Origin of the sequence: Shinella zoogloeoides, assembly GCF_030733845.1 — a bacterium.
Taxonomy (GTDB): domain Bacteria; phylum Pseudomonadota; class Alphaproteobacteria; order Rhizobiales; family Rhizobiaceae; genus Shinella; species Shinella zoogloeoides_C.
In genome coordinates, this window is record NZ_CP132311.1 from 2916377 (window position 1) to 2929471 (window position 13095).

The window sequence follows — 13095 nt, forward strand, 5'->3', positions numbered from 1 at the left end:
GCGGCTCCTCGACCGCTTGAAGGATGATGTAAACCTTTACACTGCTTATGTAAAGGTTTACATCATTGGATATCAGGAATTTTCACCAAGCGCCGTTTGACCCGCGGGCCAGTCTGTGTAGTGTCCCCGCAAATCCTTGGTTTCCGCGATTGCCGACGCTTCACGCGCCGCCTTTGTGAAGCCGCCATCGCCGAGTGGGAGCCAGTTTGTCGATGTCCAGCCCCGCCACGATCGAGGATGTCGCGCGCATCGCGCAGGTCTCGATCGCGACCGTGTCGCGGGCGATCCACACGCCGGAAAAGGTGGCGAACTCGACGCGGCTGAAGGTCAACCAGGCGATCGCCATCACCGGCTACACGACCAATGCCATGGCGCGCAGCCTGCGGCTCGGCCGGTCCAACATGATCCTCGTCGTGGCGCCCGACATCGGCGACCCTAACTTCTCCAACATCCTGATCGGCCTGGAAAACGAGGCGCGCGCGCATGGCTACGGCATCCTGATCGGCCACACGCACAACGACCCGCAGCGCGGGCTCGAATACCTGAAGTTCCTCAACTCCAACCAGGCGGCCGGGCTGATCCTGTTCACCGGCATCCTGCCCTTCGGCCACCAGACCATGACGGCGCGCCTGCCGCCGAGCGTCGGCGTCTTCGAGCCGGTCTACAATGGCGGCATTCCCTATGTCGGCGTGGACGACATCGAGGGCGCGCGCAAGGCGGTCGACCTCCTCATCGCCGAGGGCCACCGCAAGATCGCCTTCATCGGCGATTCGCGCACGCGCCTTGCCTATAGCCGCCGCCGGCAGGGCTATGACGAGGGGCTGGACGCCGCGGGCGTACCGGTGGGCGAGCGCATCATCCTCGAAGGCGACGGGACCATCGAGAGCGGGCGGCTGGCGCTCGAACAGCTCTTCATGCGCGACACGCTGCCGAGCGCCTTCATGTGCGTCAACGACCAGACGGCGATCGGCGTGATCATCGGGCTCGGCGCGCGCGGCTACGACATCCCGACCGACTTCTCCGTCACCGGCTTCGACGACGTGCCGCAGGCGACCTTCATGACGCCCTCGCTCACCACGATCCGCCAGCCGCGCACCGCCATCGGCAAGAGCTCCATGGCGCTGCTGCTGGAACTGCTCTCCGGCAGCGAGCCGCCGGACGCGGAAATCCTGTTGACGCCCGACCTCATCGTGCGCAATTCGGTTTCGACGCCGGCACGGCGTTTCGTGAGGCGGTAACGGGCGCGGTGGTGGGGCGGCGAGATGCCTCTCTGCCATTGCCCTTCTCCCCTCGGGGAGAAGGTGGCCCGAAGGGTCGGATGAGGGCGCTTGTACGACCTCTCACATCTGCGCCCCCCTCATCCCGCTGCCGCGACCTTCTCCCCGACGGGGAGAAGGGGCAAGACGCGATCTCCCAGTCCATATGCGACTGCCCTACTCTCAGGGATGCCCGGCAGGGCAGAGGCAGGCCAACCGCCAGCCTCATCCATACCGCCGCTGCGCTGGCCTTGCCGGCCGCTCGCTGCGCTCCGCCGAGACGACGAACCGGTCCACGAGCCCCTTCAGCGTGGTGCTGACCTGCATGAGATTGTGCGTTGCGGCGTTGGTTTCTTCCACCATCGCGGCATTCTGCTGGGTCATCTGGTCCATGCTGCCGACGGCCGTGTTGATCTCGGAAATGCCGGCCGACTGTTCGCGTGCGGAGCTGGCAATGGCGTCGATATGGGCGTTGATGTGCACGACCTGCTCGCCGATATGATGCAGCGCCTCGCCCGTTCGGTTGACCAGCGACACGCCGAGCTGCACATCCGCGAAGGACTTGTCGATCAGCGCTTTGATCTCCTTGGCGGCCTCGGCGGATTTCTGCGCGAGTTCGCGCACCTCCTGCGCCACGACCGCAAAGCCCTTGCCGGCCTCGCCGGCGCGGGCGGCCTCGACGCCGGCATTCAGCGCCAGGAGGTTGGTCTGGAAGGAAATCTGGTCGATGACGCCGATGATCTGGGTAATCCTGCCGGATGAATCCTGGATGGCGCTCATGGCGCCGACCGCCTGCTCGACCACCTCGCCCGAGCGCTCGGCCTCCTCCGTTGCGCTGCGCACGACGCGGCGGGCCTCTTCCGCCCGCCCGGCCGCCTCGCGGGAAATGGTGGTGATCTCCTCGACGGCCGCCGCCGTCTCCTCGAGGGACGCCGCCTGCTGCTCGGTGCGCTTGGCCATGTCGTCGGTGGCGTGAACGAGCTCGCCGGAATTGCCGGCCGCATCGTCCGCCGCCGTGACGATCGCGCCGAGCGTGTCGTCCAGCTTCGCGATGGCCGAGTTGAAATTGGAGCGCAGGCCCTCGAACTGCGGGGCGAGCGGTTTGGAAATGGCGGCCGTGAGGTCGCCGCCGGCAAGGCGGGTCAGCGAGGCATCGAGCGCGGCAAGCGCCTCTTCCTGCTCGGCATTGCGGGCCTGCCGCTCGGCCTCGGATTTCTCACGCTCCTCCTGGAGCGCTTCGAGATAGACCGAGATCGCATAATCCATGTCGACCAGGGCGGCCTTGACGATGGCGGTGATCTCCCCGCCCAGCGCCGCCGCCTTCTTGCGGTAGAGGAAGCCTTCGAGGTGCTTTGCGATGACGCTCTCGACGATGGCTTCGAGGATCAGCGCGTAACCGCCGATATACCAGCGCGGCTCGAGGCCGAGGCGGGCGTGGGTCTTGCCGATCGTCGTGACGGCATCGACATATTGCGTGTCGAAATTGGCCGAGCCGATCAGTTCCCAATGCTTGACCTGCCGGCCCTTGGCGCTCTGGATATGCGCCTCGCTGGAAAAGAAGCGGGCCGTCTCCGGCGTCGCGCGCGCCTTGCGGTAGAAGGTGTCGAGCGCGCCGTCGAGCGAGGCGGAAATGGTCGGCAGCGCCCGCTTCAGCGCATCCCGCTGGCGCGTGTCGAGATCGACGAATTGCAGGCGTTCGTTCAACTGCTTGGTCTTGGTATCCTGCGCTGGCATCGGACAGATTCCCCGTATTGTTGGACTGGCGGCAGATGCCGGATCCCGAATCGGGACCGCATCCTTCGCCCTGTCGCGATTTTTCGCAGGAGACAGTAAACAAGAACTATAAGATCGACCGCAATACTTTCCCGTAAATTGACGAAGCGCAAGTTACCTTCAGATTTAATTAGTAAGTATCGCTTATTGTAATACTGCATATCGATCAATACGAACCAGAACACGATATTCGACAGAACAATACTGATCCCCTCCTCACTTTACGTGAAGCACACTTTTCCTAGAAACAAAAAGGGGCGCCCGAAGGCGCCCCAGGGATTCGTTCGGCAATAGCAGGCGATATCAGACGTAGCGGTTGACTACGTTTTCCAGAAACTCCTGCCGGCCGGAGCGCGGCTGCGGATTGACGTTGCCGTCAAGCACATAGGCTTCCAGCGCCTCCAGCGAGGAGCCGCCGGCGAGGATCTCCTGCGCGTCCGGCTTCTGCCAGCCGGCATAGCGCTCGGAAAGCGGCCCGGAGAGCGCCTTGTCCTCCAGCATCTTCGCCGCCGCCTTCACGCCGCGCGCGCAGCAATCCATGCCGCCGATGTGGCCGATCAACAGGTCTTCCGGATCGATCGACTGGCGGCGCAGCTTCGCGTCGAAATTCGTGCCGCCCGTCGTGAAGCCGCCGCCGGCGAGAACCTGGTAATAGGCCAGCGCCATTTCCGGCACGTTGTTCGGGAACTGGTCGGTGTCCCAGCCGGACTGGTAGTCGTTGCGGTTCATGTCGATGGAGCCGAAGACACCGAGCGCGTTGGCGAGCGCCAGCTCGTGCTCGAAGGAATGGCCGGCGAGGATGGCGTGGCCCTGCTCGATATTGAGCTTCACCTCGTTCTCAAGGCCGTATTTCTTGAGGAAGCCGAAGACCGTCGCGACGTCGTAGTCGTACTGGTGCTTGGTCGGCTCCTGCGGCTTCGGCTCGATGAGGATCGCGCCCTTGAAGCCGATCTTGTGCTTGTATTCGACGACCATGTTGACGAAGCGGCCGAGCTGGTCGAGCTCCTGGCCGATATTGGTGTTGAGCAGGGTCTCGTAGCCCTCGCGGCCGCCCCACAAAACGTAATTGTCGCCGCCGAGGCGGTGCGTCGCGTCGATGCAGGTCTTCACCGTCGCCGCGGCGAAGGCGAAGACATCGGGATCCGGGTTGGTCGCTGCGCCGCCCATGTAGCGGCGGTTGGAGAAGAGGTTGGCGGTGCCCCAGAGCAGCTTCACGCCCGTTTCGGCCTGCTTCTGCGCGAAATAGTCGACGATCTCGTTGAGGTTCTTCGTGTTCTCGACGAAGTCCCTGCCTTCCGGGCGCACGTCGGCATCGTGGAAGCAGTAGAAGGGCACGCCGAGCAGCTGGAAGAACTCGAAGGCGACATCGGCCTTGAGCTTCGCGGCCTTCATCGAATCCTCGAACCACGGGCGCTCGAAGGTCTGCCCGCCGAAGGGGTCCCCGCCCGGCCAGACGAAGGTGTGCCAGTAGGCGACGGCAAAGCGCAGGTGATCCTCCATGCGCTTGCCCGCGACGATCTCGTCGGGATTGTAGTGGCGGAAGGCGAGCGGATTGGTGCTCTCTGGACCTTCATATTTGATCTTGGCGATATCGCCGAAAAAGCCGGTGGCCATGGGTGTCTCCTCTGGGGTGTTCGTTGATCAGCAGGCGGCGCGGATCGCCGGGTAGAGGCGGCGGTAGCGCTGGTAGGCGTCCTCATAGGCGGCGGCGAGCGCCGTCTCGGGTTCGATGGTTTCGGCAGTGGCGGGCGCGGTCAGCACCTCGGCCGGGTTCGCGCCGGTCGCGGCGATGAGGCCGAGGCGTGCGGCGCCGAAAGCGGCGCCGAAATCGCCGTCGGCCGGCAGGTCGACCGGCAGGTTCAGCGCGGTGGCGATGGATTTCAGCCAGTAGCGCGAGCGCGAGCCGCCGCCGATGGCCGTGACGCGCGAAAGCGACGTGCCGGCGGATCTCAGCGCTTCGAGATTGTCGCGAAGGGCGAAGGAGACGCCTTCCAGCACGGCCTGCGTCAGCACCACGCGGCCGCTCTCATGGCCGAGGCCGAGGAAGGCGCCGCGGATGGCCGCGTCGTTGTGCGGCGTGCGCTCACCGGAGAGATAGGGCAGGAAGGTGACACCCGACGGCGCCTTCAGCGCGTCGCCGAGCTCGCCGGTGAGATCGGCGGCAGAGGCGCCGGTGACGCGCGAATGCCAGTTCAGCGCATCGGTGGCCGACAGGATGACGCCCATCTGGTGCCAGGTATCCGGCAGCGCATGGCAGAAGGCGTGCACAGCGCTTTCCGGGTTCGGCAGGTAGCTGGCATTGGCGGCGAAGAGCACGCCGGACGTGCCGAGCGAGACGAAGGCCGTGCCTTCGCGCACCGTGCCCATGCCGCAGGCCGAGGCCGCATTGTCGCCGGCCCCGCCGGCGATGACGACGCCCTCGCCGAGCCCCCATCGGGCGGCAAGCTCCGGACGCAACGTGCCGGCGGGCTCGGTGCCTTCCACGAGGCCGGGCATGTGGCGCTCCTCCAGGCCGGTCGCGGCCAGGAGTTCCGCCGACCATTTGCGCGCGCCGGTGTCGAGCCAGGCGGTGCCGGCCGAATCCGACATGTCCGACAGGTGCTCGCCGGCAAGCCAGACGCGCAGGTAGTCCTTGGGCAGCAGGACCCGGCGGATCCTGGCGAAGACATCCGGCTCGTTGGCCTTCACCCAGACGAGCTTCGGCGCGGTGAAGCCGGGGAAGACGATGTTGCCGGTGACCTTGCGGAAGCGCGGATCGGCATCGAGCGCGGCGGCCTCGCGGTGGCTGCGCGTGTCGTTCCACATGATGCAGGGGCGCAGCACCTCGTCGTCGGCATCGAGCAGCGTCGCGCCGTGCATGTGGCCGGACAGGCCTATGCCGCGCACGGCGGCAAATTCGCCGGGATGGGCGGCGCGAAGGCCGGCGACGGCCTCTTCCGTCGCCCGGATCCAGTCGGCCGGGTCCTGCTCCGACCAGCCGGGATGCGGGCGCGCCGTCGCAACCTCCTTGCCGGACGCCGAGCCGATGACCTTCTGGTCCGCGTCGATCAGCATGGCCTTGACGCCCGAAGTGCCGAGATCGATCCCGAGATACATGTGGCTCTCCTATTCCTCGTCCGGGCCGGCCGGCGGAAGATTGTCCTTGATGAAGATGTCGAGGCGGATGCGTTCCTGCGCGGCGTTCACCGGCAAGCCATCCGCCTTGGCGCGCAGAACGCGGACGGCGCTGCGCACCTCATGGCCGGCATCCTGGTTGAGCACGGCGTCGATCAGGCCGGTTTCGAGCGCCGCGCGGGTATCGGCGGTCAGTTCGTGCGCGATGACGCAGAGGCCCGCATCCGTACGGCCGGAGAGGGCCTTCACGAGGCCGTGGTTGCCGGCGCCGAGGCTGTAGATACCGGCAAGATCGGGGGTGGCGGCGAGGCAGCGCGAAATCAGCGCGAAGGCCTGCCCCGGATCGTCCTGTCCTTCCAGCACCGGCAGCACGGTGCGCGCTGTCGGCATGGCCGCCATGGCGGCAAGAAAGCCGTCAAGGCGCTCGCGGTGGTCGCGCAGGCGCATGGAGCCGGCAAGCACCGCGACGGGGCCGGGCCGCCCGCCGAGGAAGCGGCCCATCAGGCTGCCGGCAGTGCGGCCGGCGGCGATGTTGTCGACGCCGACGAAATGATCGCGACCGGAGCCTTCGAGATCCGACACCAGCGTGACGAAGGGAATGCCGGCCGCCTGCGCCCGGGCGATGGCGGCGGAGACCTCCGGCGCATCGACGACGACCGCCGCGATGCCCGCGACATCCTCGGCGATGGCGGCATCGATCGCCCGCACGAGCGCCACCGCATCGAAGGCGGGAACGGACACCACCGAAAGGCGCGTGCGCTCTGCCGGCGAATGCAGGCCGGCGCGGCGAACCTGCGCCTCCAGCCCGCGCATGAAGGGATTGTCGCCTTGCGGCAGGATGAAGACCAGCGGATAGACGCGGCTTTTCGCAAGGTTCGCCGCCGCCACGTCGCGCACATAGCCGAGCGCCGCGATCGCCGCCTCGACCCTGGCGCGCGTGACGCCACGCACGCCCGGCCGGTCGTTGAGCACGCGGTCGACGGTGGCGAGGCTGACGCCCGCCTCCGCGGCAATATCGTGAACCGTAGGTCTCATTTTTCCTCCGTGGCAGACCCTTAGAGGAATTTTTGATGTACGTAAATCAGAAATTTCGACGGCGGAGAAAGGCGAGCCTGATCAGCGTGAAAAACGCTTACTGAAGGCGTGCGTGAAGACGATGTCGGCGGGGTTCTCGCCGGCCCTTGCGAGCGCGATGTCGAGGAACGCATCGGTTACGCGAACGAGCGCGAGGCCGCCCAGGAAGGCCGCGACGGGCTTGAAGATGTCGTAGCCCTCGTGGTTGTAGATCATCGGCGTCGGATGCTCGTGGCCGTGGAAGATGCCGACCACATTGTAGCCCTTCAGCGCGGCGAGAAGCCCGGCGCGCTCGGCATCGCTCCACCAGTGCGCGGCACCGGCGCCCTGCGGGTCGAAGGTCCCCGCGGCCGGATCCCAGTGCTCGGTGGAGAACCGGTCCCAGCCGTAGTGCTGGAAGAGCACGACCGGCCGGCCGTCGCCGGCATAGGTCGCAAGGTCGTCCTTCAGCCACGGCAGGCCACTGATCGCGCCCTTCGTGTCGTCGCCGCCGAAGCGCTGGAGCTGGACGAGATGCAAGCCGCCCCAGTCCCAGGAATAATTGTCCGAATCGATATCGTAGTTCGTGACGGGCACCGGGGCCTTGTAGAACACGGTCGAGCGGTGATTCAGCTCGACATAGTCGCGCAGTTCGCGCCGATACCAGTCGCGGTGCGGCGAGGCGCCGTCCTGGTCGAGATCGTGATTGCCGAGGCCGTTATAGACCGGATAGTGCACCCGGTCGGGACCCGTGCCCTGCTGATAGCGGCTGGAAAACTGCTGGAGCTGCCGCCCCTCGCCCGGCACCTTCACCTGCCCGCCGCCGTCATCCGTCATGTCGCCGCCGAGCACCAGGCCCCGCGGCGCGGCGATGCGCGTTCCTGCGCCGGCAAGGCCGGACGGCTTGCCGTCGATCTCCGCCGGCCACTCAAGACCGTCCACGGCATTCACCGCCGCGACGTGGCGCAGAAGCGCCGCATCGGTCTTGCCCTCAGCCGCGCAGTTCGGGCTAAGGCTGTCGGCCGAGACGAGGCAGGCATGGACATCGCAGGAAAAGACAAAGGTCGCATCGGTCGCAGGCCACGTCTGCGCGAAGCCGGAAAGCCTCGGCAAGGCAAGCGACAGGCCGAAGCCCCCGGCCGCGGTCAGGAGATGACGGCGCGTGGGCTTGAACGGCATGGGACCTCCGGGCATCGATCGTTCCCGTCATTCTGGAGGAAGGACCAATGTCTCGACAAGAGGCTTGTGGCCTCAGTGCCCGCCGCCGCCTCCGACGCCCGATTGCGGCTTGCTGATCGCGAAGGCGCAGGCGACGAGCGCGCCGAAGAGGAAGGTGAGCAGCAAGAAGATGTCGATGAAGGACAGGATATAGGCCTGTTGCTGCACCATGCCGGCCATCTGCTTGACGGCGATGGTCGCCCCGTCGAGGCCGTGCGCGTTGAAGCTGGAGGCCATGTTGCGCATCTGCTCGACGGCGACGGGATTGCCCCACTGCACATGCTCGGACAGGCGCAGGTAATGCTCCTGCGAACGCTGCGTCAGGATCGTGTTGATGACCGCCAGCCCCACGGCCCCGCCGAGGTTTCGCGTCAGGTTGAAGAGGCCGGAGGCGTTGCGGATGCGCTCTGGCGGCAGCGTGCCGAGCGCGACGTTGTTGATCGGCACCATGCAGATCATCAGCGAGACGCCGCGCAGGATCTGTGGCAGGAGCAGCTCGTAGAAATCCCAGTCGGCGGTAAGCTGCGTCATCGACCAGGTGCCGAGCGCGAAGCCGCCGAAGCCGATCATCATCATGACGCGCGGATCGAGCCGCGACGACATCATGCCGGCGATCGGCGCGGTGCAGAACATGGCAAGGCCCGAGACGAACATGGTCTCGCCGATCATCAGTGAATCGTAGCCGCGGATGCGCGCGAGGTAGAGCGGGTAGAGATAGGTCAGGCCGTAGAGGCCGATGCCCATGACGAAGGAGAAGACCGAGCCGAAGGCGAAGTTGCGGTTGGCGAAGGCGCGCAGGTCCACCACCGGAAACGGCACCTTGAAGGCCCGCCAGAAGAAGACCACGGCGCCGACCACGATGGCGACGGTGCCGAGCACGATGTGCTCGTCGTTGAACCAGTCCTTGTTGTTGCCCTCTTCCAGCACGTATTCCAGCGAGCCGAGGAACACCGCCATGGAGGCGAGGCCCCACCAGTCGAAGCGCTTGATCAGATTGAATTCCGGCTTGTCGAAATCGATCAGGTTGAAGGTGAGGACCGTGACGATGATGCCCGGAATGATGTTGACGAGGAACAGCCAGTGCCAGGAGAAGGCGTGGCTGAGATAACCGCCGACCGTCGGACCGATGGTGGGCGCGAGCGTGGCGACGAGGCCGATCATCGGCGAGACGACGGAGCGCTTGGAGGGCGGGAAGATGGTGAAGGCGGCCGCGAAGACCGAGGGGATCATGCCGCCGCCGATAAAGCCCTGGATGGCGCGGTAGACGATCATCTGGTCGATGTTCGTCGCGGTCGCGGCAAGCGCGCTGGCGATGGTGAAGCCGGCGGCCGAGAAGCTGAACAGGATACGCGTCGAGACGATACGCGCGAGCGTACCCGACAGCGGGATCATGATGACTTCGGCGATGAGGTAGGACGTCTGCACCCAGGCGATCTCGTCCGCGCCGGCGCCGAGCCCGGCCTGGATCTCGGACAGCGAGGCGGAGACGATCTGGATGTCGAGGATCGACATGAACATGCCGAAGACCATCGCGAAGAACGCGACGACCCGGCGGACGGGAACCTTGTCGGCCTGCGCGGGCGCCGCCAGGGCGCCTGCTGCCGGTAGAGCGGTCGCGGCCATTGCCCGCGCTCCTTTGCTGGAAAACCCTTATTCGGCCCTGGCGGCGAGCGCCGTGTCCGTCGGCGCCGTGCGGCTGTCGACATCGACCACGACGCTGAGGCCGGCCCTCAGCTTGCCGGTATCCAGTGCGTCCTTCGGCAGGGCGATGCGGACCGGCACGCGCTGCGTGACCTTGGTGAAGTTGCCCGTGGCGTTTTCCGCCGGCAGCAGCGAGAAGACCGAGCCAGACGCCGGCGCGATCGATTGCACCGTGCCGAGGATATCGTCGTTCTCGTAGGCATCGACATGCAGGTGCACCTTCGAGCCGGGCACCAGATGGGCGATCTGCGTTTCCTTGAAGTTGGCCTCGACATAGAGGTCCGTCACCGGAACGAGCGCGGCAAGGCGCTGGCCGGCCGAGACGAGGTCGCCGACCTGCACGGAGACGTTGCCGACCACGCCGTCATAGGGCGCCTTCAGCACGGTGAAGCCGAGATCGCGCTCCGCCTTGTCGCGGGCAAGCTCGAGCGTGCGGATGCCGCTTTCGGACTCGGCGCGCTGCGCCTCGAGAACGGAGATGCTCGCCCTGGCCGAGACGATGTTGGCGTCGGCGCCGACGAGGTTGGCCTTGGCCTGGTCGAGCGCGACGGTGGCGCTGTCGAGCGAAGCCGTGGTGCCGACGGCCTTGGCGTTCAGCTCCTTGGCGCGCTTTTCGGCGACTTGCGCGCCGCTGAGGGCGGCCTGGTAGGCCGTCTTCTGGGCTTCGGCTTGGGCAAGGCTCGCCTTGGCGCCCTCGATCTGGGCGTCGATGCGGTCAAGCGCAAGCTTCTGCGTGGCGATCTGGGCCTCGGCCTGCTCGCTCGCAAGGCGGTAGTCTCCATTGTCGAGCGTGACGAGCGGATCGCCCGCCTTGACCGCCTGGTTGGCGACGACGTTGACCGCCTCGACATAACCCGAGACCTTCGGGGAGATGGAGGCGATGTCGCCCTCGATATAGGCGTCGTCGGTCGAGATCATGAAACGGCCGTGCGTCCACCACTGATAGCCGTACCAGCCGGCGGCGGCGAGCAGCACGAGGCCGACGACCGGCAGCATCAGCCGGCGCCCGCCCTTCTTCTTTTCCGGCTGGGCAACGGCCGCGGCGGGCGCCGCCTCCGCCGTCACCGGCTTGGCCTCGGCGGTCTCGGCCTCATAATCGTCGTTGACCGGGCGAACCTTCGCCGTGCCGGCGCCATGGGAAGTCGACATGCGCTTGCCACCATCTTCTGGGGTAAAAATTCGAACTGAACCGTTCGGTTCGATTTGACATAATCCTGTTTCTCCCGCATATCAAGTAGAAATCGAACCGCTCGGTTCGAAATAGTTGATGCAAGGTGTCGGAAACGGGAATGGAGATGCAGACGACGGAAGGCCGACCGGACGCTCCGCAGACGGGTCGCCGCGCCGCCGGGGAGGACCCCGCCAAGCGCGAGCAGATCCTAGACGGCGCAAAGCGCGTGTTCATGGAGCAAGGCTTCGAAGCCGCCAGCATGAACGACATCACGCGCGCGGCCGGCGTTTCCAAGGGCACCATCTACGTCTATTTCGAAAACAAGGAAGACCTGTTCGGCTACATGATCGAACGGGAGCGCCAGCGGATCACCGAGACGGTGCGCCACGCGCTCGACGGCCGGAAACCGATCGGCGAAACGCTCAACGGCTTCGGCACGCTCTTTGCCACGCACATGACGGCAGACCAGACGATCCGCGCCATGCGCATGGTGATCGCCGCCAACCATCGCCTGCCGAGCCTCTGCAGCCGCTTCTTCTCCGCAACGCCGATCAACCCCGTCTCGGTGCTGCAGGACTATCTCGACCGGCAGGTCGCCGCCGGCATCATCGTCTGCGACGACACGGCCCAGGCCGCCAAGCAGTTCATCGAACTCACCACGGTCGGTCTCTTCAAGCCGCGCATCTTCGGCTCCATGGAGGAGGTTCCCTCCACGGCCATGATCGAGAAGAACGTCACCTCGGCGATCCGCGTCTTCCTCGCGGCCTACGGCGCCAAGTCCTAGCGACTTAGCGGAGCCCCAGCGTTTTTTCGGGGATTGCCGCGAACGCGCAACCGCGATCAAGTGACGGGCCTTAAAGGGCGCCATAAGACGGCTGTCCATGAGGAGCGACCACGCCATGCACCCCGTTGCCAAGGCCATCTGGTATATCGAGAGCCATTTCGGCCGCGCCATCGCGCTTTCCGAAATCGCGGCGATGGCCGGCATGTCGCGCCACCACCTGTCCCGGCGGTTCAGCGAGATGACCGGCCAGAACCTCAACCGATACCTGCGCGCCCGCCGTCTCTCGGTGGCCGCCCGGCAGCTTGCCGGCGGTGCGCAGAACATCCTGACGGTGGCGCTCGAAGCCGGCTACGGCTCCCATGAGGCATTCACCCGCGCCTTCCGCGAGGAATTCGGCCTGACGCCGGAAGCCCTGCGCGCAAGGCGCGACCTCTCAGGCCTCACCCTTCAGGAGCCCATCCGCATGTCCGCCATCGACAAGAGCAACCTTCCCTCGCCCCGCATCGAAACGCTCGATGCCTTCGTCATCGCCGGCCTCGGCGCCGATTTCGAGCCCGGCAAGGCGGCCGGCATTCCGGCGCTCTGGCAGAAGTTCAACGAATATTTCGGCCACATCCCCGGCCAGACCGACAAGACCGCCTTCGGCCTGTGCCGCATGCTGCCGGGCAAAGAGGGCTTCCGCTACGTCGCGGGCGTGCGCGTTGCACGCAGCGACGACCTGCCGGCGGGCTTCGAGACAATCCACGTCCCTGCGCAAAGCTGGGCGATGTTCCCGCACGAAAGCCATGTCAACGGCATTGCAGCGACGGCGGACGCTGCCTTCCGCACCTGGCTGCCGGCCTCCGGCCGCACGATCGGCCCCTTCCCCGACGTGCTCGAATTCTACGGCGAGGACTTCGATCCCGAGACAGGGGTCGGCCGCGTGGAAATCTGGCTTCCGCTCGCAGATCAGATGACGAATTCGTGAAATGCGATTTACCGGCGGCCGGTCGGCTTGCCAGCGGTCGAATTCTGCATAAATACGG

Annotated in this window: 10 protein-coding genes; 3 read left to right on the plus strand and 7 right to left on the minus strand. The window is 66.0% G+C overall.

Features of this window, described 5'->3' with window-relative positions:
- Nucleotides 1–206 precede the first annotated feature (206 nt).
- Nucleotides 207–1238, plus strand: coding sequence for a LacI family DNA-binding transcriptional regulator (locus tag Q9316_RS15380; RefSeq protein ID WP_306032450.1), 1032 nt, complete (start codon nt 207–209; stop codon nt 1236–1238).
- Nucleotides 1239–1481: 243 nt separating this feature from the next.
- Here the strand turns inward: Q9316_RS15380 and Q9316_RS15385 are convergent, their stop codons facing one another.
- The 7 genes from Q9316_RS15385 to Q9316_RS15415 all read right to left on the minus strand — a co-directional run bounded on the left by Q9316_RS15385 (nt 1482) and on the right by Q9316_RS15415 (nt 11264).
- Nucleotides 1482–2990: a methyl-accepting chemotaxis protein gene (locus tag Q9316_RS15385; protein WP_306032451.1), complete on the minus strand. Its 1509-nt coding sequence runs from the start codon at nt 2988–2990 to the stop codon at nt 1482–1484.
- A gap of 342 nt (nt 2991–3332) precedes the next feature.
- Nucleotides 3333–4643: a xylose isomerase gene (gene xylA / locus Q9316_RS15390; protein WP_306032452.1), complete on the minus strand. Its 1311-nt coding sequence runs from the start codon at nt 4641–4643 to the stop codon at nt 3333–3335.
- 27 nt (nt 4644–4670) lie between these two features.
- On the minus strand, nt 4671–6125 hold the full coding sequence (gene xylB / locus Q9316_RS15395; protein WP_306032453.1) for a xylulokinase: 1455 nt from the start codon (nt 6123–6125) through the stop codon (nt 4671–4673).
- A gap of 9 nt (nt 6126–6134) precedes the next feature.
- Nucleotides 6135–7178, minus strand: a complete 1044-nt coding sequence (locus Q9316_RS15400) for a LacI family DNA-binding transcriptional regulator (protein WP_306032454.1) — start codon at nt 7176–7178, stop codon at nt 6135–6137.
- An 81-nt stretch (nt 7179–7259) separates the two neighbouring features.
- Entirely contained in the window at nt 7260–8375 is a 1116-nt protein-coding gene (locus Q9316_RS15405) for a metallophosphoesterase (RefSeq protein WP_306032455.1), read from the minus strand.
- A gap of 72 nt (nt 8376–8447) precedes the next feature.
- Nucleotides 8448–10037, minus strand: a complete 1590-nt coding sequence (locus Q9316_RS15410) for a DHA2 family efflux MFS transporter permease subunit (protein ID WP_306032456.1) — start codon at nt 10035–10037, stop codon at nt 8448–8450.
- A gap of 27 nt (nt 10038–10064) precedes the next feature.
- Nucleotides 10065–11264, minus strand: coding sequence for an HlyD family secretion protein (locus Q9316_RS15415; RefSeq protein WP_306032457.1), 1200 nt, complete (start codon nt 11262–11264; stop codon nt 10065–10067).
- Nucleotides 11265–11404: 140 nt separating this feature from the next.
- Between Q9316_RS15415 and Q9316_RS15420 the strand changes: the two genes are divergently transcribed.
- Together Q9316_RS15420 and Q9316_RS15425 are read left to right on the plus strand one after the other, a co-directional pair.
- Nucleotides 11405–12070 (plus strand): TetR/AcrR family transcriptional regulator, encoded by a 666-nt coding sequence (locus tag Q9316_RS15420; RefSeq protein ID WP_306032458.1) that lies wholly within the window; start codon nt 11405–11407, stop codon nt 12068–12070.
- Nucleotides 12071–12185: 115 nt separating this feature from the next.
- Nucleotides 12186–13037, plus strand: coding sequence for an AraC family transcriptional regulator (locus tag Q9316_RS15425; RefSeq protein ID WP_306032459.1), 852 nt, complete (start codon nt 12186–12188; stop codon nt 13035–13037).
- The last annotated feature ends 58 nt before the right edge of the window (nt 13038–13095 follow it).

Bases quoted from the DNA above. Each gene is read 5' to 3' on its own strand.
- Q9316_RS15400 (WP_306032454.1), bottom strand. From the start codon at position 7,178: ATGAGACCTACGGTTCACGATATTGCCGCGGAGGCGGGCGTCAGCCTC.
- Q9316_RS15425 (WP_306032459.1), top strand. From the start codon at position 12,186: ATGCACCCCGTTGCCAAGGCCATCTGGTATATCGAGAGCCATTTCGGC.
- xylB (WP_306032453.1), bottom strand. From the start codon at position 6,125: ATGTATCTCGGGATCGATCTCGGCACTTCGGGCGTCAAGGCCATGCTG.
- Q9316_RS15410 (WP_306032456.1), bottom strand. From the start codon at position 10,037: ATGGCCGCGACCGCTCTACCGGCAGCAGGCGCCCTGGCGGCGCCCGCG.
- xylA (WP_306032452.1), bottom strand. From the start codon at position 4,643: ATGGCCACCGGCTTTTTCGGCGATATCGCCAAGATCAAATATGAAGGT.
- Q9316_RS15415 (WP_306032457.1), bottom strand. From the start codon at position 11,264: ATGTCGACTTCCCATGGCGCCGGCACGGCGAAGGTTCGCCCGGTCAAC.
- Q9316_RS15405 (WP_306032455.1), bottom strand. From the start codon at position 8,375: ATGCCGTTCAAGCCCACGCGCCGTCATCTCCTGACCGCGGCCGGGGGC.
- Q9316_RS15385 (WP_306032451.1), bottom strand. From the start codon at position 2,990: ATGCCAGCGCAGGATACCAAGACCAAGCAGTTGAACGAACGCCTGCAA.
- Q9316_RS15420 (WP_306032458.1), top strand. From the start codon at position 11,405: ATGGAGATGCAGACGACGGAAGGCCGACCGGACGCTCCGCAGACGGGT.